At 64.8% G+C, this 21,975-nt stretch carries 22 protein-coding genes; 15 read left to right on the top strand and 7 right to left on the bottom strand.

Annotation, left to right across the window (positions count from 1 at the left end; genetic code table 11):
• Positions 1-33 precede the first annotated feature (33 nt).
• Positions 34-1,002 (bottom strand): TRAP transporter substrate-binding protein, encoded by a 969-nt coding sequence (locus tag QUV18_RS00940; protein ID WP_300891360.1) that lies wholly within the window; start codon positions 1,000-1,002, stop codon positions 34-36.
• A 226-nt stretch (positions 1,003-1,228) separates the two neighbouring features.
• On the opposite strand from QUV18_RS00940, the gene QUV18_RS00935 reads away from it, so the two are divergent.
• Positions 1,229-1,747, top strand: a complete 519-nt coding sequence (locus QUV18_RS00935) for a winged helix DNA-binding protein (RefSeq protein WP_300891359.1) — start codon at positions 1,229-1,231, stop codon at positions 1,745-1,747.
• Here QUV18_RS00935 and aguB read toward each other — a convergent pair.
• Complete coding sequence (gene aguB / locus QUV18_RS00930) at positions 1,739-2,611, bottom strand: N-carbamoylputrescine amidase (protein WP_300891358.1); 873 nt, start codon at positions 2,609-2,611, stop codon at positions 1,739-1,741. The two genes, QUV18_RS00935 and aguB, sit on opposite strands and share 9 nt — an antisense overlap.
• Before the next feature lie 86 nt (positions 2,612-2,697).
• Positions 2,698-3,525 carry an HTH-type transcriptional regulator BhcR gene (gene bhcR, locus QUV18_RS00925; RefSeq protein ID WP_300891357.1) on the bottom strand — a complete coding sequence of 276 codons (828 nt, stop codon included), beginning with the start codon at positions 3,523-3,525 and terminating at the stop codon, positions 2,698-2,700.
• Between the two features lie 151 nt (positions 3,526-3,676).
• Here bhcR and bhcA point away from each other — a divergent pair, with 151 nt between their 5' ends.
• From bhcA to QUV18_RS00900, 5 genes are all read left to right on the top strand, one after another.
• A complete protein-coding gene (bhcA, locus tag QUV18_RS00920; protein ID WP_300892032.1) occupies positions 3,677-4,867 on the top strand; it encodes an L-aspartate--glyoxylate aminotransferase BhcA in 1,191 nt (396 codons plus the stop codon).
• Complete coding sequence (gene bhcB / locus QUV18_RS00915) at positions 4,867-5,838, top strand: beta-hydroxyaspartate dehydratase BhcB (protein ID WP_300891356.1); 972 nt, start codon at positions 4,867-4,869, stop codon at positions 5,836-5,838. The genes bhcA and bhcB overlap by 1 nt, the downstream gene beginning before the upstream one ends.
• Positions 5,839-5,910: 72 nt before the next feature.
• On the top strand, positions 5,911-7,074 hold the full coding sequence (gene bhcC / locus QUV18_RS00910; RefSeq protein ID WP_300891355.1) for a 3-hydroxy-D-aspartate aldolase BhcC: 1,164 nt from the start codon (positions 5,911-5,913) through the stop codon (positions 7,072-7,074).
• Between the two features lie 13 nt (positions 7,075-7,087).
• The gene (bhcD, locus tag QUV18_RS00905) at positions 7,088-8,053 is read left to right on the top strand and encodes an iminosuccinate reductase BhcD (RefSeq protein ID WP_300891354.1); all 966 of its coding nucleotides are present in this window, start codon (positions 7,088-7,090) and stop codon (positions 8,051-8,053) included.
• A gap of 80 nt (positions 8,054-8,133) precedes the next feature.
• Positions 8,134-8,457, top strand: coding sequence for a hypothetical protein (locus QUV18_RS00900; RefSeq protein WP_300891353.1), 324 nt, complete (start codon positions 8,134-8,136; stop codon positions 8,455-8,457).
• A 91-nt stretch (positions 8,458-8,548) separates the two neighbouring features.
• Here QUV18_RS00900 and QUV18_RS00895 read toward each other — a convergent pair whose 3' ends face one another.
• The gene (locus tag QUV18_RS00895; RefSeq protein ID WP_300891352.1) at positions 8,549-9,730 is read right to left on the bottom strand and encodes an ABC transporter substrate-binding protein; all 1,182 of its coding nucleotides are present in this window, start codon (positions 9,728-9,730) and stop codon (positions 8,549-8,551) included.
• Between the two features lie 97 nt (positions 9,731-9,827).
• Entirely contained in the window at positions 9,828-13,439 is a 3,612-nt protein-coding gene (locus QUV18_RS00890; protein WP_300892031.1) for a hydantoinase B/oxoprolinase family protein, read from the bottom strand.
• Positions 13,440-13,631: 192 nt separating this feature from the next.
• On the opposite strand from QUV18_RS00890, the gene QUV18_RS00885 reads away from it, so the two are divergent.
• The 6 genes from QUV18_RS00885 to QUV18_RS00860 are packed head-to-tail and all read left to right on the top strand — an operon-like array spanning position 13,632 to position 18,436.
• The gene (locus QUV18_RS00885; protein ID WP_300891351.1) at positions 13,632-14,636 is read left to right on the top strand and encodes an NADPH:quinone oxidoreductase family protein; all 1,005 of its coding nucleotides are present in this window, start codon (positions 13,632-13,634) and stop codon (positions 14,634-14,636) included.
• Positions 14,633-15,055, top strand: coding sequence for a PaaI family thioesterase (locus tag QUV18_RS00880; RefSeq protein WP_300891350.1), 423 nt, complete (start codon positions 14,633-14,635; stop codon positions 15,053-15,055). The genes QUV18_RS00885 and QUV18_RS00880 overlap by 4 nt, the downstream gene beginning before the upstream one ends.
• A gap of 52 nt (positions 15,056-15,107) precedes the next feature.
• Positions 15,108-16,031 (top strand): branched-chain amino acid ABC transporter permease, encoded by a 924-nt coding sequence (locus QUV18_RS00875; RefSeq protein WP_300891349.1) that lies wholly within the window; start codon positions 15,108-15,110, stop codon positions 16,029-16,031.
• Between the two features lies 1 nt (position 16,032).
• Complete coding sequence (locus tag QUV18_RS00870; protein ID WP_300891348.1) at positions 16,033-16,992, top strand: branched-chain amino acid ABC transporter permease; 960 nt, start codon at positions 16,033-16,035, stop codon at positions 16,990-16,992.
• Positions 16,989-17,750 (top strand): ABC transporter ATP-binding protein, encoded by a 762-nt coding sequence (locus QUV18_RS00865; protein WP_300891347.1) that lies wholly within the window; start codon positions 16,989-16,991, stop codon positions 17,748-17,750. The genes QUV18_RS00870 and QUV18_RS00865 overlap by 4 nt, the downstream gene beginning before the upstream one ends.
• Positions 17,750-18,436, top strand: coding sequence for an ABC transporter ATP-binding protein (locus tag QUV18_RS00860; RefSeq protein ID WP_300891346.1), 687 nt, complete (start codon positions 17,750-17,752; stop codon positions 18,434-18,436). Before QUV18_RS00865 ends, QUV18_RS00860 begins: the two co-directional genes overlap by 1 nt.
• Before the next feature lie 212 nt (positions 18,437-18,648).
• Here QUV18_RS00860 and QUV18_RS00855 read toward each other — a convergent pair whose 3' ends face one another.
• Together QUV18_RS00855 and QUV18_RS00850 are read right to left on the bottom strand one after the other, a co-directional pair.
• Positions 18,649-19,170 carry a PIN domain-containing protein gene (locus QUV18_RS00855; protein WP_366914607.1) on the bottom strand — a complete coding sequence of 174 codons (522 nt, stop codon included), beginning with the start codon at positions 19,168-19,170 and terminating at the stop codon, positions 18,649-18,651.
• Between the two features lie 65 nt (positions 19,171-19,235).
• Positions 19,236-19,673 (bottom strand): excisionase family DNA-binding protein, encoded by a 438-nt coding sequence (locus QUV18_RS00850; protein ID WP_300891344.1) that lies wholly within the window; start codon positions 19,671-19,673, stop codon positions 19,236-19,238.
• Positions 19,674-19,975: 302 nt separating this feature from the next.
• On the opposite strand from QUV18_RS00850, the gene minC reads away from it, so the two are divergent.
• Genes minC through minE form a run of 3 tightly spaced genes read left to right on the top strand, consistent with a single transcriptional unit; the run spans position 19,976 to position 21,845 of the window.
• Positions 19,976-20,722 (top strand): septum site-determining protein MinC, encoded by a 747-nt coding sequence (gene minC, locus QUV18_RS00845; RefSeq protein ID WP_235607998.1) that lies wholly within the window; start codon positions 19,976-19,978, stop codon positions 20,720-20,722.
• 26 nt (positions 20,723-20,748) lie between these two features.
• Entirely contained in the window at positions 20,749-21,567 is an 819-nt protein-coding gene (minD, locus tag QUV18_RS00840; RefSeq protein ID WP_201259289.1) for a septum site-determining protein MinD, read from the top strand.
• A complete protein-coding gene (minE, locus tag QUV18_RS00835) occupies positions 21,564-21,845 on the top strand; it encodes a cell division topological specificity factor MinE (RefSeq protein WP_057818387.1) in 282 nt (93 codons plus the stop codon). The genes minD and minE overlap by 4 nt, the downstream gene beginning before the upstream one ends.
• Positions 21,846-21,975 lie beyond the last annotated feature (130 nt).

The following is a 21,975-nucleotide window of genomic DNA, read 5'->3' as shown; positions in this document are numbered from 1 at the left end:
GGCGCGGGGAGGCGCCCGGCAGGCCGGTGGCCGTTACTGCTGGTAGGCGTCGAGAAGCGCTGCGCCGTCTTCGCCGGCTTCTTCCTTCCAGTTTGCCAGCATCTGCTCGCCGATCTCGCGCAGGCCGGTCATCAGCTCTTCGGAAGGTTCGACGATGGTGATGCCGTTTTCCTCGAGCACGGCGGTCTGTTCGTCGGTTTCCTTCTGGCTCATCTCCCAGCCGCGGGTTTCGGCCGCGGCGGCGGCGTCGAGCACGGCCTGCTGGGTTTCCTCGTCAAGCCGCTGGAAGCTGCGCTTGTTGACGACGACGATGTTCTTCGGGATCCACGCCTGGATGTCGGTGTAATGCGACAGGAAATCCCAGGCCTGGGAGTTGGCACCGGTGGAGGGCGAGGTGATCATCGCCTCGACCCGGCCGGTGCTGAAGGCCTGCGGGATGTCGGGCACTTCGACCTGCGTGGGCGCGGCGCCGGCCAGGTTGGCGAACTCTTCCAGCGTGGCGTTGTAGGTGCGGAATTTCAGCCCGGCGAGGTCTTCGACGGAGTTGATTTCCTTGGTGGTGTACAGCCCCTGCGGCGGCCACGGCACGGCGTAGAGCGGCATCAGCCCCTGCTCGTCGAGCAGCTTGGTGATCACGTCTTTCTGCGCGTCCCAGAGCTTTTGCGCATCCTCGTAGCTGGTGGCGAGGAAGGGCAGCGAGTCGGCGCCGAAGACGGCGTCGTCGTTGGCCAGAAGCGACAGGAAGAATTCGCCGATCGGCACCTGGCCGCTGCGGACGGCCTTGCTGATCTCGGGGTGCTTGAAGAGCGAGCCGGCGGAATGGACGGTGATTTCCAGTGCGCCATCGGTGGCCTCGGACACGTCGGAGGCGAATTCGGCGATGTTGACGGTGTGGAAGGTCGCATCCGGGTAGGGGGTTGGCATGTCCCACGTCTCGGCGGAGGCGGGAAGGGCCACGGCCGTCGCGAGGGCGGCGGCGCTGAGTAGATTGGTCAGTTTCATTCTGTTTCTCCCTGATTGATTATGGCGCAAAGCTGACGTAACGTTGGTAATTTGTCAACGTTTTGTTATTTAGTTGCGCGTCGGCGTCTCCGCCGGGTCGGTGGCGAGGACGGGCCTGCGGGAGGTGGCATGGGCTTTCAGGAAAGATCGTGGCCGGAGTTGAAAATGGCGGCACGATGTGAAAACATTAACAAAATGTAAGCGTTTTCAGTGGAAAGGGAGGGTCATGTCTGAAGAAGGCAACGTTGGGCGGCGGATCGTCTCGTCCCGGCACCTGGCCGAGGGCGAGGGATGGGAGATGTCGGAATTCGAGTTCGGGCTGATCATCGCCTTCAATGCATTTTCCCGCTGGATGACGCGCTGCATGTCGGCGGCGGGGCAGGGCGATCTGAACCCGCTCGACATCCTGATTCTCCATAACGTGAACCATCGCGGGCGCGACAAGCGGCTGAGCGATATCGCCTTCCTCCTGAATATCGAGGACAATCACACCGTCAACTATTCGCTGCGGAAGTTGACGAAACATGAACTGATCGATTCCGAGAAGCGGGGGAAGGAAGTGTTCTACCGCGCTTCGGCCAAGGGCGAAAAGCTGTGCGAGGCCTATCGTGACGTGCGGCGGCAATGCCTGCTGGATGCGGGCAGCTCGGAGCTGACCGGGGCTCAGATGCGCGACCTGGCGCGAACGCTCAGGTCGCTGTCGGGGCAGTATGATCAGGCGAGCCGGGCCGCGGCCTCACTGTGAGCCGTCGAGGCTCATGAGCGGGCGGTAGAGGTCGGGGCGCCGGTCGCGGTAGACGCACCAGTAGTCGCGATGCATCGCCACCTCGTCGAGGTCGAAGCTGTGGGTCAGGACGGTTTCCGTCTCGCGGTCGGCCTCGGCCACCTTCTCGCCGAACTGGTCGGCAATGAAGGAGGAGCCGTAGAAGTTGATCTCTGTGCCGTTCCGGCCAGCCTCGGGGCCGATGCGGTTGGAGGCGATGAGCGGCATGATGTTGGCGGCCGCGTGGCCCTGTTGCGCCCGTTGCCAATGCGCCGATGAATCCCACAGCTCGTTGCCGACCTCGGAGCCGATGGCCGTGGGGTAGAACAGCATCTCGGCCCCCTGCAATGCCATGGCGCGGGCGCATTCCGGGAACCACTGATCCCAGCAGATGCCCACGCCGATGCGGCCGAAGGCGGTGGTCCATACCTTGAACCCGGTATCGCCGGGGGAGAAATAGAACTTCTCCTGGTAGCCGCCACCATGGGGAATGTGGGATTTGCGGTAGAGGCCCAGGTGGCTGCCGTCGGCGTCGATGATGGCGACGGAGTTGAAGCGGGCATTGCCGGCGTGTTCGTAGAAGGAAATGGGCAGGACGACGCCGAGTTCCTTTGCCAGCGACTGGAAATGCGCCAGCGTCGGGTGCCCTTCGGCGGGCCTGGCGCGCTGGAAGTTGTCGGGCGTTTCGTCCTGGCAGAAATAGGGGCCTTCGAAGAGTTCCTGCAGAAGCACGATGTTCGCGCCGCGCCCGGCGGCCTCGCGGATCAGCTTTTCGCCGTTGGCGACGTTCTCGTCGGTGATGTCGGTACAGGCCATCTGGGTGGCGGCGACGGTGACATTGCGCATCGGGTCAGCCTCTTGTCTCGGGATGGGGCGGGTCGGGAGAGGTATATCACCGCGGGTCGTGGCCTGTCATGCCCGAAGGCAGGGCGTCAGGGGAGGCCGCCGAGGGCGGAGGAGAGGTCTTGCGCGGCCTGAAGTACGGCGCGGCTCAGCTCTTCGGTCTTGTCCTCGGACACGCGGCTTGTCGGGCCGGAAACGGAGAGGCCGGCAACGGCGGTGCGGCTGTGGTCGAAGACCGGGGCCGCGATGCAGCGCATACCTTCGTTGCGTTCCTCGGCGTCGATGGCGAAGCCCTGTTCGCGGATCGTGGCGAGGTCGCGGGCCAGGCTTGGCGGATCGGTGAGGGTGTTGGCGGTGAAGGCCTGCAGGGGGTGGCTGGCCAGCACCTGCGCCACTCTTTCGGGCGGCATCTGGGCCAGCAGCACCTTGCCGATGCCCGAGGAATGCATCTCGGCCAGCGTGCCGGGCGGGAAGAAGGCGCGGATGGTGGCGTTGGTCTCGACCTGGCTGAGGAACAGCACCTGTCCGTCCTGTTCGCGGCCGAGATTGGCGGTCTCTCCGGTGACTTCCATCAGGCGGCGCAGGATCGGGCGGGCGCGTTCGACGAGGCTGGTGCGGCGGAGGAAGCCGGCGCCGATCACGAAGGCCTGCGGGCCGATATGCCAGAGCTGTTCGGCAGGGTCGAATTCGACGAGGCCGCGGGTTTCGAGCGTGACGAGCACGCGGTAGACCGTGGCGGGCGACTGGGTCAGATCGTCGGCCAGTTCAGTGAGCATCCGGCCCTTGAAGCGGCTGAGATGCTCGAAAACCAACATCGCCCGGTCGAGCGACTTGATGGTGTTCTGTTCGGTCTTGTCGTCCCAGCCGCGGGGGCGGCCGCGGGCGCGGCGGTTGGGGCTGTCGGTTTCCTGCGCCATATGAAAAACGCCTTCGCTTGGTGAAAAATGTCAACCATTTGATAAGCCGGGAATTTCAGCGTTTCCACCGTTTCTGAAATCGGTTTTCAAAAAAATTTCCAATCGGCTCGTCCATTGCTAGCGTCCACGTCAGGCGATGGAGGAGCCCATGATGAACTTGCAGAACCCGGTTTTCATTCCCGGTCCGACGAACATTCCCGAGGCGCTGCGCAAGGCGTGCGACATGCCGACGATCGACCATCGCTCGGCCGTGTTCGGCGAGATGCTGCACCCGGTCAGGGGCAAGGTGCGGGAGATCTTGAAGAGCGAGAGCGCGGAGGTGTTCCTGTTCCCCTCGACCGGCACGGGCGGGTGGGAGACGGCGCTGACCAACACGCTGTCGCCCGGCGACCGGGTGCTGGCGGCAAGGAACGGGATGTTCTCGCATCGCTGGATCGACATGTGCCAGCGCCACGGGCTTGATGTGCACGTGGTCGAGGTGCCGTGGGGCGAGGGGATACCGGCCGAGCGACTGGGCGAGGTTCTGGCGGCGGATCAGGGGCAACGGATCAAGGCGGTGCTGGCCACGCATAACGAGACGGCGACCGGGGTGCGCTCGGATATCGGGGCGCTGCGGTCGGCGATGGACAAGGCGGGGCATCCGGCGATGCTGTTCGTCGATGGCGTGTCGTCGATCGCGTCGATGGAGTTCCGGTTCGATGACTGGGGTGTCGACGTGGCCGTGGCCGGCTCTCAGAAGGGGTTCATGCTGCCGGCCGGGCTGGCCATCACGGCATTCAGCCGCAAGGCGCTGGCGGCGGTGGAAGAGGCGCGGCTGCCGCGGACGTTCTTCGACGTTCGCGACATGGAGAAGGGATATGCGCAGGGCGGGTATCCGTACACGCCGCCGGTTGGGCTGATCAACGGGCTGAACCTGGCGTGCGACATGCTGCTGGCGGAGGGGATGGCGCAGGTCTTCGCCCGCCATGCGAGAATTGCCGACGGGGTCAGGGCGGCGGTGCAGGCGTGGGGGCTGGAGCTGTGTGCCGCGGGGCCGGAGCTTTGGTCGGACACGGTGAGCGCGATCCGGACGCCGAAGGGGGTGAATGCCAGCGATATCGTGGCGCGGGCGGCCGAGGTCTATGGCACCGCCTTTGGCACCGGGTTGGGCGAGGTTGCCGGCAAGGTGTTCCGGATCGGGCACCTGGGGAGCCTGACCGACGTGATGGCGCTGAGCGGGATTGCCACGGCGGAGATGTGCATGGCGGATATCGGGATGGATATCCGGCTGGGCTCGGGCGTGGCGGCGGCGCAGGAGGTGTATCGGGCCTCCGCAGGCGCCAGGCAAAGGGAGGCCGCGTGATGAAGGATGTTAACAAGACGTTAATCCCGACCTTCGACGACATGCTGGCCGCGCATGAGCGGATCGCGCCGCATATCCATCGGACGCCCGTGTTGACATCTTCTTACCTCAACGACCTGACCGGGGCGGAGCTGTTCTTCAAATGCGAGAATTTCCAGAAGGCCGGGGCGTTCAAGGTGCGGGGTGCGACGAATGCCGTGTTCGGGTTGCCGGAGGAGATGCTGGAGAAGGGTGTCTGCACCCATTCCTCGGGCAATCACGCGCTGTCACTGAGCTATGCCGCGGGGCGGCGGGGTATTCCGTGCAACGTGGTCATGCCGCGCACGGCGCCGCAGGCCAAGAAGGACGCCGTGCGCGGCTATGGCGGGACGATAACCGAGTGCGAGCCCTCGACCAGCAGCCGCGAGGCGGTGTTTGCCGAGGTACAGGCGCGGACGGGGGGCGATTTCGTGCATCCCTATAACGACCCGCGCGTCATTGCCGGGCAGGGGACCTGTGCGCGGGAGCTGATGGCGCAGACCGGTGGGCTGGACATGGTGGTGGCGCCGATCGGCGGGGGCGGGATGATCTCGGGCACCTGCCTGACGCTGTCGGAGCTGGCGCCGGATGTGCAGGTGATCGCCGCCGAGCCGGAGCAGGCGGATGACGCGTATCGCAGTTTCCGGGCCGGGCACATCATCGCCGATGACGCGCCGGAGACGGTGGCGGACGGGCTGAAAGTGCCGCTGAAGGACCTGACATGGCATTTCGTGTCGACCTATGTGCGCGACATCCTGACCGCGTCGGAGGAGGAGATCGTGGCGGCGATGAAGCTGACATGGACGCGCATGAAGATCGTGATGGAGCCCAGCAGCGCGGTGCCGCTGGCGACGATCCTGAAGAACAGGGAGCGGTTTGCCGGCAAGCGCGTGGGCGTGATCGTGACCGGCGGGAACGTGGATCTGGACAAGCTGCCGTGGATGGCGGGCTGAAGCCCGCCCTACGGGACATGTGATGACTGGCCGGGGCATTGGCCCGGGCTTCAGCCTGAAGGGAGAAATGCGATGAAAGACGTGAGCAATTTTGACGATTTCGACGTGGGGTTCGACATTCCGGCCAAGCCGGGAATGGACGAGGCGGAGATCCAGACGCCCTGCCTTATGCTGGACCTCGACGCGCTGGAGCGGAACATCCGCAAGATGGGCGACTATGCCAAGGCGCACGGGATGCGGCACCGGGTGCACGGGAAGATGCACAAGTCGGTGGACGTGGCGAAACTGCAGATCGCGCTGGGCGGGGCCTGTGGGGTGTGTTGCCAGAAGGTGAGCGAGGCGGAGGTTTTCGTGCGTGGGGGCATCAGCGATGTGCTGGTGTCGAACCAGGTGCGGGAGCCGGCCAAGATCGACCGGCTGGCGCGGTTGCCGAAGCTTGGCGTGCGGGTGTTGTGCTGTGTGGACGACCCGGCCAATGTGGGCGAGCTGTCGGCCGCGGCGGAGCGGCATGGGACGGAGGTCGAGTGCCTTGTCGAGATCGACTGTGGCGCCGGGCGCTGTGGGGTGACGACGACGCCGGAGGTGGTGGAGATCGCCAGGGCGATTGATGCCGCGCCGGGGCTGAAGTTTGCGGGGATACAGGCGTACCAGGGGGCGATGCAGCATCTGGATGCATATGCCGACCGGAAGGCCAAGATCGATGTTGCCGTGGCGATGGTGAAAGACGCGGTGGAGGCGCTGAAGGCCGAGGGGCTGGAGTGCGATATCGTCGGCGGGGGCGGCACGGGCTCGTATTATTTCGAGAGCGCGTCGGGGGTGTATAACGAACTGCAATGCGGGTCGTATGCGTTCATGGATGCGGATTACGGGCGGATCCTTGACGAGAAAGGCGAGCGGATCGACCGGGGGGAGTGGGAGAATGCGCTGTTCCTGCTGACCAGCGTGATGAGCCATGCCAAGCCCGACAAGGCGATTGTCGATGCCGGGCTGAAGGCGCAATCGGTGGATAGCGGCTTGCCGGTGGTCTTCGGGCGGGATGACGTTGAGTATGTCAAATGCTCGGACGAGCATGGGGTGGTGGCCGACCCCGGCGGGGTGCTTTCCGTCAATGACAAGCTGAAGCTGGTGCCGGGGCACTGTGACCCGACCTGCAACGTGCATGATTGGTACGTGGGCGTGCGGGGCGGAAAGGTCGAGGTGGTCTGGCCGGTTTCGGCCCGCGGTTTCGCGTATTGAGCGGGGGCCGGGGATGATCATCGTACCGGAGCGGGAGATTGCCGACCTGATGACGCGGGAGGCCGCGTTCGAGGCGGTCGAGCGGGTGTTCGCGGCAATGGCGGCGGGGGAGGCGTATAACTTTCCCGTCGTGCGTGAGGCGATCGGGCATGAGGATGCGCTCTATGGCTTCAAGGGCGGGTTCGACCGGTCGGGGCTGACGCTGGGGCTGAAGGCCGGGGGGTACTGGCCGCATAACCTTGAGACGCATGGGGTGATCAATCACCAGTCGACGGTGTTTTTGTTCGATGCCGATACGGGGCGGGCGCATGCGATGGTTGGCGGCAACCTGTTGACGGCGTTGAGGACGGCGGCGGCGTCGGCGGTGTCGATCCGGTACCTGGCAAGGGAGGATGCGCGGGTGCTGGGGATGATCGGCGCGGGGCACCAGGCGGCGTTTCAACTGCGGGCGGCGTTGGAGCAAAGGGCGTTCGAGAAGGTGATCGGGTGGAACCTGCATCCGGAGATGTTGCCGAACCTGCAGAAGGTGGCGGACGAGGCCGGGGTGCCGTTCGAGGCTGTCGAGTTGGGGGGCATGAGGGAGGCGGATGTGATCATCTCGATCACCTCTTCCTTCGAGGCGATCCTCGGGGCGGACCAGGTGGCGCCTGGCACGCATGTGGCCTGCATGGGGACGGATACGAAGGGCAAGCAGGAGGTGGCGCCGGGGTTGCTGGCCCGGGCTGTCGTATTTACCGACGAGGTGGCGCAGGCGGTGTCGATCGGCGAGGCGCAGCATGCGGTGGCGCAAGGCCTGATGGGCGAAGGGGATGTTCACCAGCTCGGGGCGGTCATCAACGGGGCGCATCCGGGGCGGCGGAATGCGGAGGAGATCACGCTGTTCGATGGCACGGGCGTGGGGTTGCAGGACCTGGCGGTGGCGTCTCGGGTGGTGGAACTGGCGCAGGCGCAGGGGCGGGCTGTGGTCGTGGATTTTTGAGGGCCGGCCTAGCCGAAGGTGTGGCGCTATCCGGGTGAAGCGGACGTTGACACCTGACCGGAAACTGCCATCCATGAGACATGGATATCCATGCTATCTTCGATGAGACATTTTGCGGTCCTCCGGTCGACGCGGCATGGATCGTCGAAAGCGCCGCCAACCGAGAGTGGTTTGCGGCGGCGAAGGGTCAACTTCATCCTGACAGCGCGATTTTTTCGCTGGACCAGTATCGTTCGGTCGAAAGTGCGCTGTGCCGCGTGGTTTGGGGGATCGAGGAGCATTTTCCACAGTGGCGGAGGATAATCGTTCTCGGTCTGGCGTCCACCTTTTCGGTGCCCATGGAAATAGAGCGGGAAGGGCGCTGGGAGAGGCAGACGGACGGGTTGGTTCTGTATCGAACTTGAGCCTCGGCTAAGGTTGCAGCGTGCTCAACGAAATTACCCCCGCAGTTTCCTGCGAGGGTAACGTCGGTGACATGCAAGGTCGTGAGACGGTTCACTCCATCGAGCAGTCCTTGGCGTAGCTGTCTTCCATGGCTTCCTCGATCACGCTTTCGGAGACGGCGATGTAGTTGCCGTCCTCGTCGGCCTCGACCGTGGCGAGGTACATCGCCTGGATCGGGTGCTGGTTGGTGTTGAATTTGAACTCGCCGCGGACGGAGGCAAAATCAGCCTCGCGGAGGGCGGCGCGGAAGGCGTCGGTATCGTCGACGTCGTCGACCTTGGCCGCGGCGCTGTCGATCAGGCGGACGGCGTCATAGGCCATGGCGGCGAAGTCCGACGGGGGCGAGTCGTACTTGGCGCGGAAGGCCTCGACGAATTCCTGGTTGGCGTCGTTGGGCAGGTCGATCGTCCATTGGGCGGCGCTTTTCAGGCCCAGCCCGGCTTCGCCGATGGCGTTGAGGGCGGCGCCGTTGAAATAGGTGAAGGCGCTGTAGAGCGGCGTGTCGTCCTTGAGGCCGGCCTGGGCGTATTGCTTGACCCACTGGATGCCGAGCCCGCCGGGGTAGAAGACGAAGACGGCGTCTGGGTCGGTCGATTTCACCTGGGTCAGTTCGGCGGAGAAGTCGGTCTGTTCCAGCGGCGTGTAGATCTCGCCCACGATCTCGCCGGTATAGGTGCGCTTGAAGCCTTCGAGAAGGTCGCGGCCCGCCTGGTAGTTGGGGGCGAGGATGAAGGCGGAGCCGACGCCCTCGGCCGAGAGGTGGGTGCCGATGGCCTCGGCCAGCTGGTCGTTCTGGAAGGGCACGGCGAAATAGTTGGGGTCGCACTTGTCGCCCGCCAGCGGCGCGGGGGCCGGGTTGGGGCTGAGGACGATCTTGCCGGCGCGGGTGATGGGGCGGTGGATGGCCATCATCACGTTCGAGAAGGACGAGCCGATGACCACGTCGACATCTTCCGAGCGGGTCAGCTTTTCGGCGGCTTCCTTGCCGACATCGGGCTTGCGCTGGTCGTCTTCGTAGATGAACTCGGCCGCCTTGCCGCCGAGCTTGCCTTCCAGCATTTCGAGGGCGAGGTCGGCGCCCTTCTGCATTTCCTGCCCCAGCACCGAACCGGGGCCGGAGAGCGACAGGATCAGCCCGACCTTGATCTTGCCTTCCTCGGCAAGGGCGGGGGCGCCAAGGCTGGTCGCGGCGAGTGCCGTGACAGCCAGCAGTTTCGTGAACTTGGTCTTCATGGTGTCATACTCCCTTGGTTGGTTATTTTTATTCAAACAGTATATTAATTATGCCGCGCGCGCAATGCTGCGATGCGGCGGGCGCGCGGCGGCCCGGTCAGGCCGCCGTTCCGAAGCCTCCGCCGCCCGGGGTTTCCATGAGGAAGACGTCGCCCGGGCCTACGTTGACCATATCGTTACCGCTTAGTTCCTCGACGGTGCCATTCGCGCGGCGGATCGCGTTGCGTCCGCAGGCGCCATGCCCGCCGCCCTCGGCGCCGCGCGGCGGCACCTTGCGGTGCGAGGTCAGCACGGTCGTCGTCATCGGTTCGAGGAACCGCACCTCGCGCCGGATGCCGTCGCCGCCGCGATGCTGCCCCTTGCCGCCGGAGCCGCGGCGGATCGAGAATTCCTCGATCCTGACCGGGAAGCGCCATTCGAGCACCTCGGGGTCTGTCATGCGAGTGTTAGTCATGTGTGAATGCACCGCGTCGGCGCCGTCGAAGCCGGGCCCCGCGCCGGTGCCGCCGCAGATGGTTTCGTAGTTCTGGTAGGCATCGTTGCCCCAGACGAAGTTGTTCATCGTGCCCTGCGAGCCCGCGATCACCCCGAGCGCGCCGTAGAGCGCATCGGCGATGGACTGGCTGACCTCGGTGTTCCCGGCGATGACGGCGGCGGGGTAGACCGGGTTGATGAAGGTGCCCTCGGGGATGATCAGGTTGAGGGGTTTGAGGCAGCCCTCGTTGAGGGGGATGTCGCTGCCCACGAGCGTGCGGAAGACGTAGAGCGCGACCGCGCGGCAGATCGAGAGGGGGGCGTTGTAGTTGCCCTTGTCCTGTTCGCTGGTGCCGGTGAAGTCGATGGTGGCGGTGCGGTTGTCGCGGTCGACGGTGATCTGCACCTCGATCTTCGCGCCGCTGTCCATTTCGTAGGTGTTGCGGCCGTCGCGGAGGCGGTCGATGACGCGGCGCACGCTTTCCTCGGCGTTGTCCTGCACGTGGCGCATGTAGGCCTGCACCACGCCGGTGCCGAATTGCGAGAGCATCCGGCGCACTTCGCGGGCGCCGGTTTCGTTGGCAGCCATCTGGGCGAGGAGGTCGGCGATGTTGTTGTCGACGTTGCGGCAGGGATAGGGGCCGGAGGCGAGCAGGTCGCGGGTTTCGGCCTCGAGGAAGCGGCCCTGGTCGACCATCTTGAAGTCGTCGATCAGCACGCCTTCCTCGTCGATATGGGTGCTGTCGGGGGGCGCACTGCCGGGGGTGCGGCCGCCGATATCGGCGTGGTGCCCGCGGGAGCCGACGTAGAAGAGGATCTCGGTGCCCGCCTCGTCGAAGACCGGAGTGATCACGGTGACGTCGGGCAGGTGGGTGCCGCCGTTGAAGGGGGCGTTGAGGACGAAGACGTCGCCCGCCTTCATCTTGCCGGCGTTCTCGCGGATCACGGTGCGGACGGATTCGCCCATGGAGCCCAGGTGCACGGGCACGTGGGGCGCGTTGGCGACGAGCCCGCCATCGGGGTCGAAGAGGGCGCAGGAGAAGTCGAGCCGTTCCTTGATGTTGACGGAATAGGCGGTCTTGGCGAGCGTGGCGCCCATCTGTTCGGCGATGGACATGAAGAGGTTGTTGAAGACCTCGAGCATGACCGGGTCGGCCTCTTTCCCGATGTCTTCCATGCCCTTGCGGGGGATGGCGCGGTCAAGGACGAGGTTTTCGAAGGCGTCGACATGGGCGCGCCAGCCGGGTTCGACGATGACGGTGCCGGTGGGTTCGCGGATGATGGCGGGGCCGTCGACGGACTGGCCGCGGTCGAGGGTTTCCCGGTCGTAGAGCGGGGTTTGGGCGGCCTGCCCGTTGGCCACCATGTCGACCGTGTCGATGGGGGTTGGCGTGCCCTGGTCGGGGCGGGGGGTGCAGTCGGGCAGGGCGGGCTGGGCGCCGATGGTTTCGACGGTGAGGGCCTCGAAATACACTTCGCGCTCGGCGTCGGCGAAGCCGTAGAGCTGGCGGTGGGCGGTCTCGAAGGTCTCGCGCATCCCCGCCTCGGGACCGAAGGTGACCTCGAGCGTCTGGTGGGAGCCCGCGTAGCGGAGGAGGGCGCGGGTGACGCGGGTGATGTCGTCTTTCGCGCTGCCCTGTTCGGTGAGCTCGGCCTCGGCCTCGGTTGCCATGCGGTCGGCGAGGGCTTGCGCCTCGGTGCAGGTGTCGGTTGAGAGCGGTTTGTCGAACTGGCTTTGGCGCATGGCGCGGATCTCGGCCAGGCCCATGCCGTAGGCCGAGAGTACGCCCGAGAAGGGGTGCAGGAAGACCTTGGACATGCCGAGCGCGTCCGCCACGAGGCAGGCGTGCTGCCCGCCCGCGCCGCCGAAGCAGTTGAGGGTGTAGGTGGTCACGTCATAGCCGCGCTCGACGCTGATTTTCTTGATGGCGCGGGCCATGTTTTCCACGGCGATGCGGAGGAAACCCTCGGCGATGTCTTCGAGCGGCATCTTCGGGTTGCCGGTCTCTTGGGCGATCTGGTCGGCCAGTGCGTCGAATTTCTGGCGGACGATTTCGGTGTCGAGCGGCTGGTCGGCGTCGGGGCCGAAGACGCGGGGGAAGTGGCCGGGCTGGAGCTTGCCCAGGAGGACGTTGCAGTCGGTCACGGTGAGGGGGCCGCCGCGGCGATAGCAGGCTGGGCCGGGGTTGGCGCCGGCGCTTTCGGGGCCGACCTGGAAGCGGCCGTCGCGGAAGGAGAGGATCGAGCCGCCGCCCGCCGCCACGGTGTGGATGTTCATCATCGGCGCGCGCATGCGGACGCCGGCGACTTCCGTCTCGAGGCTGCGTTCGAAGCTGCCGGCATAGTGGCAGACGTCCGTCGACGTGCCGCCCATGTCGAAGCCGATGAGCTTGTCATGGCCGGCATGTTCTGCGGTTTTGACCATGCCGACGACGCCGCCGGCGGGGCCGGAGAGGATGGCGTCTTTCCCCTGGAAAAGCGCCGCGTCGGTGAGGCCGCCGCTGGATTGCATGAAGAGCAGGCGCTTGCGGTCATTGCCTTCGGCGCCGGCGTCGAGCGCCTCGCGGACCTGTTCGACATAGCGGCGCAGGATCGGGCTGAGATAGGCGTCGACGACGGTGGTGTCGCCGCGGCTGACCAGCTTCATCAGCGGCGAGGTGCCGTTGCTGGTGGAGATCTGGGTGAAGCCCACGTCGGCGGCGATCTCGGCGGTGCGGTTCTCGTGCGCGGGTGTCTTGTAGCCGTGCATGAAGGCGATGGCGACGGCGCGGATGCCGTCGTCATGGGCTTGCTGGAGGGCGGTGCGCACGGCGGCCTCGTCGAGGGGTTCAAGGATCTCGCCCGACGCGTCGACCCGTTCGGGGATCTCGACGCTGCGCTCGAAGAGCATTTCGGGAAGCTGGATATCGAGGTCGAAGATGCGCGGGCGGTTCTGGTAGCCGATGCGGAGGAGGTCGCCGAAGCCCTTGGTGATCAGCAGCAGGGTGCGGTCGCCCTTGCGTTCGAGAAGGGCGTTGGTGGCGACGGTGGTGCCCATCTTGACCGAATCGATGACGCCCTGGGGAATCGGTTCGCCCGGCGCGAGGCCGAGGAAATCGCGGATGCCCTGAACGGCGGCGTCCTTGTAGTTCTCGGGGTTTTCCGACAGCAGCTTGCGTGTCTCAAGCGTGCCGTCGGGGCGTTTGGCAACGATATCGGTGAAGGTGCCGCCACGGTCGACCCAGAACTGCCACATCATCGAACTCTCCGGTCTTTATTCCTGAATGCCCACGGCGCGGGCGCCGGTGGGTGGATATAAATATACAGGTTGTATAAAAATAGTAAACCGTGAAAATGCAGGGTGGAGCGCCGTAGGATTTTTCCTTGACGGATGCCGGGGGCCGTGGCACGTTTAATAAAATACTAAACGTATAAAAAGGAGAGCGCGATGCGCGGCTTTCTTATCGAAGAGTACGGTGCGCCGACGTCTCACCGGATACACGACCTGCCCGACTTGAGTCCGGGTGTGAACGAAGTGTTAATCGAGAACCACGCCATCGGACTCAATTTCCCCGATGCTCTGATGGTGCAGGGAAAGTATCAGAAACGTCCTAACCCACCGTTCGGTCCGGGGCGCGATTGCGCCGGTGTTATCAAGGCGGTGGGCGAGGGCGTCACCGATTTCAAGCCGGGCGACCCGGTGGTGGCGCAGGTGTTTACCGGCGCATTCTCGGAGCAGGTGATTGCGCCGCTGTCGCGCGTGTTCCACCGGCCCGAGGCGGTGTCGGCCATCGATGCGGCGGGGGCGATCACGGTGTTCAACACCGCTTACGTGGCCGTGTCGATCCGCGCGGGTGTGAAAAAGGGCGACCGGGTGGTCGTGACCGGCGCTGCGGGGGGTGTCGGCCTTGCCGCCGTGCAGTTGGCGCATGCGCTGGGCGCCGAGGTTCTGGGCGTCGTTTCCTCCGAGGAGAAGGCGAAGCTGGTGCGCGAGGGCGGCGGCGACGCGCTGATCGTGACCGAGCGCGAGGAAGAGCCGCTCAAGCAGATTTTCAAGGATAAGGTGCGCACCCATTGGGGCGACGACACCGGCGCCGACGTGGTGATCGATACCGTGGGCGGGGCGATGTTCATCGCCGGTCTGCGGTGCCTTGGCTTTGCCGGGCGGCTGGTGGTGGTGGGCTTTGCCAGCGGGTCGATCGAGTCGGCCAAGGCGAATTACCTGCTGTACAACAACCTGTCGGTGATGGGCGCGCCGCTGGATATTCATTTCGACCACGCGCTTCAGGAGATGCGGGCGGGCACCGAGTGGTGGCTGGGCCTGCTGGCCGAGGGCAAGGTGAAGGCGAATGTCAGCGAGGTGCTGCCGTTCGGTCAGTTGATGCAAGGCTTGCAGGACATTCTTGACCGCAAGGTGGCGGGCAAGCTGGCCGTGGACGTGACCACGGGATGAGCATCGCCGCCGCCTCTGACGCTGGAGCGAAAGGCTTCGTGCCGTTCCGCGACGATGACAGCCTGTTGGCGTTCATCGGCGAGATCGGCGTGCGGCGTTCGAATGGCACGGTGTGTTTCCAGGTGCGGCTGAAAGAGGGCGCGCTGAATCCGCTGGGCATTCTGCATGGCGGCGCGCTGGCCTCGCTTTTCGACGTGGCGATGTACGAGGTCGCCAGGACTGGTGGCGAGGCGGTGACGGTGTCGCAGGAGACGAAGTTCCTGTCGGCCATCCGCGCCGATGCGCCGCTTTACATGGAAGCCGAGGCGCTGCGGGCGGGGCGGAGAACGGTGTTCTGCACCGCGCGCGCCACGCAGGGCGACAGGATTTGCGGCCATGCGACCGCACAATTCGCCCGGCTGGGCGACAAGGGGACCTGACCCCCGAAACCCCGCGTGCCCGAGGGCGCGCCAGACAAGGAGACGCCGGCAGATGGCCAGCCTTTTCGCGGAACAGCTTCTGAACGGCATACAGCTTGGGATCCTGCTGTTCCTGATCGCGGCGGGGCTGACGCTGATCTTCGGGGTGATGGATTTCATCAACCTCAGCCACGGGTCGCTGTTCATGCTGGGGGCGTATTTCTCGGTTCTGTTCCAGGCGTTGACGGGGAGTTTCTTCCTGTCGGTGGGGCTGGCGGCGATCGCGGTGTTCGGGCTGGGGATGCTGCTGGAAGTGCTGCTGGTGCGCAATTTGTACGCGCGAAGTCACCTCGACCATGTGCTTGTGACCTATGGTCTGATCCTGATCGCGAACGAGTCGGTCATCCTGATCTGGGGGAGCGTGCCGATCTTCTCGGGTGTGCCGGAGGCGCTGGCGGGGCAGATTCCGCTGCCTTTCGGGATCGACTACCCGGCCTACCGGATGCTGGTGATCGCGGTGGGGGGCCTTGTGGGGCTGGGGCTGTTCCTTCTGATCCAGAAAACGAGGGTGGGCATGCTGGTCAGGGCCGGGGCCACGAACCGGGTGATGGTGTCGATCCTCGGTGTGAATATCTCGCTGCTCTATGCTTTGGTCTTTGCGCTGGGCGCGCTGCTGGCGGGGCTGGCGGGGGCGATGGCCGGGCCGATCCTGTCGGTGCAGCCGGGAATGGGGGAGGCAGTGCTGATCCTCTCGTTCGTTGTGGTGGTGATCGGCGGGCTGGGCTCGATCAGGGGCGCGCTTCTGGCGGCAATGATCGTGGGGCTGATCGACACGATGGGCCGGGCGTTCCTGCGCGATATCCTGAGCGCTTTCTTCTCGCCACAGGTGGCGGGCGAGGCGGGGCCGGCGTTGGCCTCGATGCTGGTTTACATCCTGATGGCGCTGATCCTGTTCTTCCGTCCCGAGGGGCTGTTGCCCCTGCAAAGGAGGCATTGAGATGGCCGGTTCCTATCGCATGATCGAAGGGGTCGTGGTGCTGGCCGCGATGGTGGCGGCGGGGCCGGTCGTGGCGCTGCTGTCGGGCGATGTCTACCAGCTGGCGGTGTTCGAGCGGGCGCTGATCTACGCGGTGGCGGCGGCAAGCCTCAACATGATCCTCGGCTTCGGGGGGATGGTGAGCTTTGGCCATGCCGTCTACCTCGGGATCGGGTGCTATGCGACGGGGATATTGGCGAATGCCGATATCCTGCCGATCTGGATCCAGTTGCCGGTGGTGATGGCGGCCTCGGCGCTGGTGGCGCTGTTCATCGGGCTGATCGTGCTGCGGACCTCCGGTGTCTACTTCATCATGATCACGCTCGCGCTGGCGCAGATCTTCTATTACCTCGCGGTCAGCTCGTCCTATTTCGGGGGCGATGACGGCATGGTGATTTACGAGCGCACCACGCTTCTGTGGGGCTATGACCCGTTCGACAGCTGGCATTTCTACTTCTTCGTGGCGGGGATCACGGTGCTTTGCATCCTGCTCGTCAACCACCTCGTGCGGTCGGATTTCGGGCGGCGGCTGGTGGCGTGCCGGGAGAACCCGACGCGGGCGACGGCGCTGGGCTTCAACGTGTTTGCCGTGCGGCTGGTGGGGTTCGTGCTGGCCGGTGTGATCTGTGGCATTGCCGGGTTCCTGCTGGCAAACCAGGCGGAGTTCGCGACGCCGGGCTATGCCAGTTGGCAGCGGTCGGGCGAGTTGCTGGTGATCGTGATCCTTGGCGGCGTGGGCACGCGGTTCGGGCCGGTCTACGGGGCGTTCGCCTTCGTCCTGCTGGAGAGCGTTCTGGCCGGGTACACGACGCATTGGCCGATATTGTTCGGGCCGTTCCTGATCTGTGTCGTGATGTTCTTTCACAAGGGGTTGGCGGGGCTTGTCGACCGCCTGATCCCGGGCCGGGCGAGGGCGGGATGAGCCATATTCTGAAACTTGAGGATATCTCTGTCAGCTTCGGGGGGATCCATGCCTTGCAGGGGGTGAACCTGCAGTTGGATCACGGATCGATCCATGCGCTGATCGGGCCGAACGGGGCGGGGAAGACGACGCTGGTGAGTGTGCTGTCAGGGGAGTTGAAGCCCAATGGCGGCACGGTGCATTTCGACAGGCGGAACGTGAATGGGCTCACGACCCATGAACGGGCGCGGCTGGGGCTCACGCGGACCTACCAGATCACGGCGCTCTTCCAGCATATCGCAGTGTGGGAGAATATCCTGCTGAGCCTGAAGGCGCGGGATACGCCCAAGGTATCGGTGATGCAGCTTCTGCGGGCCCATGCGGAGCGGCATTATGCGGCCGAGCTGGCCGAGGTGCTGAAGGATTTCGGGCTGGAGGAGAAGGCGAATGCGCTGCCTTCGGCGCTGAGCCATGGCGATCGGCGGCGGCTGGAGCTGGCGATGGCAATCATTTCCAACCCGTCGATATTGCTGCTCGACGAGCCGCTGGCGGGCTTGTCGACCTCGGATGCGGCGGAGCTGGTGGCCCTTATTCGCAAGCGTCTGAAGGGGGATGTGCCGATATTGCTGATCGAACATGACATGGATGCGGTGTTCGACCTGGCCGACGAGATCACTGTGCTGGTCGATGGCCGGGTGCTGATGACCGGGACGCCGGAGGAGGTGCGCAACTCGGCCGAGGTGCAGGCGGCCTACCTGTCGGAAGAGGACGATTTCTGATGCTGCAATTCCGCGATGTCTGCGCCAGTTACGAGGACAGCCAGATCCTGTTCGACCTCAGTTTCGAGGTGGAGGAAGGGTCGGTGACGACGCTCCTGGGCAAGAACGGCATGGGCAAGACGACGACCATCCGCACGCTCTTTGGCCTGACCGACCGGATCGGTGGGGATATCTACCTTGAAGGCGACCGGATCAACGGGGTGCCGACGCATGAGATTGCCAAGCGGGGCGTGGCGCTGGTGCCCGAGGGGCGGCAGGTGTTCCCGACGCTGACGGTGATGGAGAACCTGCTGGCGACCGCCCGGAACGGGCGGGACGGGCTGGATGAAGTCTTTGATTTGTTTCCCAGATTGGCGGAGCGGAAGGGCTCGTTCGGAAGCCTTCTGTCGGGGGGCGAGCAGCAGATGCTGGCGATCGGCCGGGCGCTGCTGACGCAGCCGCGGTTCCTGATCCTCGACGAGGCGACGGAGGGGCTGGCGCCCGCCGTGCGGCGCGAGATCTGGGGGGCGCTGAAGCGGCTGAAGGACCGGAACCTGACGATCCTGGTGATCGACAAGAGCCTGAAGCCGCTGTGCAAGCTGGGCGACCGTCATCACGTGATCCGCAAGGGCGAGATCGCGTGGACCGGGCCGTCGGAGGTTCTGGCGGATGCGGACTCCGAGGCGCGGCGGCATCTCAGTTTGTAAGGGTTAACCGGTGGGGCGGTGATTGCGCGGCGAATCAGGGTTAAGGCGTTGATTTTGCCGGGAATGCCATGTCGGTATAACGTCGGTATTTTGTCGGTATAGAGTCGGTGTGATTGACGGCGTTTGGCCGGGTTGATGTGGCGTTCGGTGAGGGGTGGGGCGAGATGTTGTGCGGGGCGCAACGGGGGTTTGGGTGACGAATGAGCTTGTTCCTAGATCAGGCCGATATGTGCGTGGACATGGGCCGCCAGACGGGGCAGGCCACGTTGCCGGAGAAGCATGATGTATTCAACCGGGCTCGGTGCTGACCTAAGGCCTTGACGGTGCTCGGCAAGGACCGTGAGCGCGATCTGAGGATAGTGTTCGAGCGTGCCGGACAGGAACTTGTCGGCCGATCCGACCTCCAGCCTGAAGCGCGAGAGTTCCGCTTCCGGAAAGTGTTTCAGATTATCGGTGACGATGTAGTCGGACCGCCCGGCTATTGCCGCGGCTACGACGTGGCGGTCGTCGGCATCTGGCAGGGTGACCAAATCGATCAAATGGGCATATTCCGTCTCTTCAACCCAAGCGCTGTCGAAATGCGTGCGCATGAGGCTGTCGGTTCTGAGGAGGCGGTCTTCCTTGTCGGGAAATGTCCTGATTGCGTTTGTCAGCCATTCCTGCTGGATGCGTTCCGTCCATTGAGCCCGATACAGGTCCGCCTCGAAGAAGCGCAAAAGTACATCGCGTTTCATGTTGGGGAAAAGTACGCTTGCGTCGAGCGTTACCGTGTAACGGTTTGCTGCCGGGATCACTGTTTTCAGAGGTCCTCTGCGATATCCTGCATTTCTTGCAGCGCGGCTTTGCGACCCTCGGAGCGTTTCGCCTTGTAGACCAGAAGGTCCTTCAATGCGAGCCGGCGGTGGGTGCCCGTCATCTCGCAGGGGAGCAGTTTCTGGTCGATCAGCTTGATCAGGTGCGGGCGGGACACGTTCAGGAAATCGGCCGCTTCCTGCGTCGTCATGCGCCGGGACAATGGGGCGAACGTAACCGTCTCACCGCGGGCGACGATGCTTAGTACATCTGTGATCAGGCCAACGAGAGAGGCGGAGAGAGTCGCATCGCCGATATCGAGGCTACGGTCGCCATTCAGTATGTTTTCGATGGCTTTCAGCGCGTCGGCGGCGCTATCGATTTCCTCTGGTGTCGGGAGGGGCGTGCTGAGGTTCATCGAGGTCACGTTGGACGAGACTCTCATGCCGTGTGACTCCTGTTCTTTGGCGAGTGTGGTCAACATGTAGGGCATTGGACAGCGTAGTTCAAACGAAATAAACGAAATAAGTGAAATATATGAAAATTGTGGCTGAGTATTCGTGAAGGGGGGCCAGAGGTGGGTTGGCACCCACCCTACGGCACCCTACCTCCCACCCCGCAGGCATTTTCCCGCTGACGCCCGAGCACCGGCTTTCGTCCGCCGCCGGGATCGGGAACACTGGGTGCCAAACCAAGAGCGGGCCGGCCCTGAGTCGCGATTCGCCAGAGCAGGAGCAGTGGCAAACCGTGTCCACCAGAGACGACGAGACCCGGCATGGGGGCATGCCGGGAGAGATTATTCCTTTCCAGATTCGCGGGCGGTTCCTGATGGCGCTGTCGCTGCGGGTGGATGTCGAGGCGGATGACGCGGCGTTCTACGAACGGCTCGACGCGCAGCGCGAGACGTCGCCTCAGTTCTTCGACGAGGCGCCGATGGTGATCGACCTCGGCAACGTGCCGGGGATGGCAGAGCCCGAGCGGTTGCGGGCGATGGTGGCGAAGCTGCGCGAACGGAACCTGCGGGTGTTCGGGGTGCAGAACCCTGGCGCGCTGTCTGAAGAAGCCTTGCAGGAAATGGGGCTCATTCCGGTGCTGGCGGGCAAGGATGCGCCGTTGCCGGATGCGCGGAGCACCAAGCGGCGGCGCCGGGCGGCGCTGCGTGGGGTCGAGAACAAGCTGGTCAAAGCGCCTGTGCGCTCGGGGCAGATGGTGGTTTGCGAGAGCGGCGACCTGACGGTGATCGGGTCGGTCGCGTCGGGCTCCGAAGTGGTGGCCGGCGGCAATATTCACATTTACGGGCGTCTGCGCGGGCGGGCGATGGCGGGCGTGCATGGCGACGAGAGTGCGCGGATCTTCTGCCGGAGCCTCGATGCCGAGCTGCTGGCGATTGCCGGGCTCTACAAGACCAGCGAGACGCTGGAGGACGCGGTGCGCGACCGCGCGACGCATATCTACCTGGAAAACGAGAGACTGTGCATGGAGGTGATCGGATGACGGCCGATCTTAAGGAAAAACCGGCCTTGGGCCGGGTCATCGTGATCACGTCGGGCAAGGGCGGTGTGGGCAAGACCACGTCGGCCGCGGCGATCTCGGCGGGGCTGGCGAAGCAGGGGCACCGCACGGTGGTGATCGACTTCGACGTGGGGCTGCGGAACCTCGACATGACGATGGGCTGCGAGCGGCGCGTGGTGTTCGATTTCATCAACGTGATCCAGGGGGATGCGCGGTTGAAGCAGGCGCTGATCCGGGACAAGCGGCTGGAGAACCTGTCGATCCTGCCGACGTCGCAGACGCGGGACAAGGATGCGCTGACCAAGGAGGGCGTCGAAAAGGTTCTGGACGAGCTGAAGCAGGAGTTCGATTACATCATCTGCGACAGCCCCGCCGGGATCGAGCATGGCGCGCAGATGGCGATGTATTTCGCCGACGAGGCGGTTGTCGTGACCAATCCGGAGGTGTCGTCGGTGCGGGACAGCGACCGCGTTCTGGGGCTGTTGAGCAGCCAGACCAAGCGGGCCGAGAGCGAGGGTGCCGATGCGGTGAAGGCGCAGGTGCTGCTGACGCGGCATGACCCGGCGCGGGTCGAGAGCGGCGAGATGATGAATGTGGAGGACGTGCTGGAGATCCTGGCGGTGCCTTTGCTGGGGGTGATCCCGGAGAGCCAGGCGATCTTGCGCGCGTCGAATATCGGGACGCCGGTGGTGCTGGATCAGCCCTCGGCGGCGTCGAAGGCCTATGAGGATGCGGTGCGGCGGCTGACCGGCGAGGAGGTCGAGATGCGGATCGCGGGCGAGCGGCGGCCGGGGCTGTTTCACCGGCTGTTCGGGCGGGCGTCATGAACCTGTTCGGATTTGCCCGCAAGCAACGCCGCGCGCGGAGTGCGGAGACCGCGAAGGACCGGCTGCAGATCCTGCTGGCGCATGAGCGCAGCGGCGGGGGACGCGGCGGTGAGGCCGATTACCTGCCGATGCTGCAGCGCGATATCGTCGAGGCGATCAGGAAATACGTGTCGATCGGTGAGACGGATGTGGAGGTGCGCATGGAGCGCGGCGAGCAGATGTCGAGTTTGGAGATCAACGTGGAACTGCCGTCGGAGGTTGGGTCGAAGGCGGGGTGACGTCCTGGCGTTAAGCCGCGCCTCGACGGGCCGCGGGGCGGCGAACCAACGGGGGTGGCTTGGTGCTTTATGGTAGCCAAGTCCCTCCTCGCTCACGACGTTGCGCTTGCCTCACCAAATCGCCGGACCG

This window comes from Roseovarius sp. (assembly GCF_030373445.1).
GTDB lineage: Bacteria > Pseudomonadota > Alphaproteobacteria > Rhodobacterales > Rhodobacteraceae > Roseovarius.
The sequence above is the reverse complement of the archived record's forward strand: the minus strand, read 5'-3'. Positions and strand labels throughout refer to the sequence as shown.

Coding starts and splice junctions, on each gene's coding strand:
- QUV18_RS00940 (WP_300891360.1), bottom strand. CDS start 1,002: ATGAAACTGACCAATCTACTCAGCGCCGCCGCCCTCGCGACGGCCGTG.
- QUV18_RS00935 (WP_300891359.1), top strand. CDS start 1,229: ATGTCTGAAGAAGGCAACGTTGGGCGGCGGATCGTCTCGTCCCGGCAC.
- aguB (WP_300891358.1), bottom strand. CDS start 2,611: ATGCGCAATGTCACCGTCGCCGCCACCCAGATGGCCTGTACCGACATC.
- bhcR (WP_300891357.1), bottom strand. CDS start 3,525: ATGGCGCAGGAAACCGACAGCCCCAACCGCCGCGCCCGCGGCCGCCCC.
- bhcA (WP_300892032.1), top strand. CDS start 3,677: ATGAACTTGCAGAACCCGGTTTTCATTCCCGGTCCGACGAACATTCCC.
- bhcB (WP_300891356.1), top strand. CDS start 4,867: ATGAAGGATGTTAACAAGACGTTAATCCCGACCTTCGACGACATGCTG.
- bhcC (WP_300891355.1), top strand. CDS start 5,911: ATGAAAGACGTGAGCAATTTTGACGATTTCGACGTGGGGTTCGACATT.
- bhcD (WP_300891354.1), top strand. CDS start 7,088: ATGATCATCGTACCGGAGCGGGAGATTGCCGACCTGATGACGCGGGAG.
- QUV18_RS00900 (WP_300891353.1), top strand. CDS start 8,134: ATGGATATCCATGCTATCTTCGATGAGACATTTTGCGGTCCTCCGGTC.
- QUV18_RS00895 (WP_300891352.1), bottom strand. CDS start 9,730: ATGAAGACCAAGTTCACGAAACTGCTGGCTGTCACGGCACTCGCCGCG.
- QUV18_RS00890 (WP_300892031.1), bottom strand. CDS start 13,439: ATGTGGCAGTTCTGGGTCGACCGTGGCGGCACCTTCACCGATATCGTT.
- QUV18_RS00885 (WP_300891351.1), top strand. CDS start 13,632: ATGCGCGGCTTTCTTATCGAAGAGTACGGTGCGCCGACGTCTCACCGG.
- QUV18_RS00880 (WP_300891350.1), top strand. CDS start 14,633: ATGAGCATCGCCGCCGCCTCTGACGCTGGAGCGAAAGGCTTCGTGCCG.
- QUV18_RS00875 (WP_300891349.1), top strand. CDS start 15,108: ATGGCCAGCCTTTTCGCGGAACAGCTTCTGAACGGCATACAGCTTGGG.
- QUV18_RS00870 (WP_300891348.1), top strand. CDS start 16,033: ATGGCCGGTTCCTATCGCATGATCGAAGGGGTCGTGGTGCTGGCCGCG.
- QUV18_RS00865 (WP_300891347.1), top strand. CDS start 16,989: ATGAGCCATATTCTGAAACTTGAGGATATCTCTGTCAGCTTCGGGGGG.
- QUV18_RS00860 (WP_300891346.1), top strand. CDS start 17,750: ATGCTGCAATTCCGCGATGTCTGCGCCAGTTACGAGGACAGCCAGATC.
- QUV18_RS00855 (WP_366914607.1), bottom strand. CDS start 19,170: ATGAAACGCGATGTACTTTTGCGCTTCTTCGAGGCGGACCTGTATCGG.
- QUV18_RS00850 (WP_300891344.1), bottom strand. CDS start 19,673: ATGAGAGTCTCGTCCAACGTGACCTCGATGAACCTCAGCACGCCCCTC.
- minE (WP_057818387.1), top strand. CDS start 21,564: ATGAACCTGTTCGGATTTGCCCGCAAGCAACGCCGCGCGCGGAGTGCG.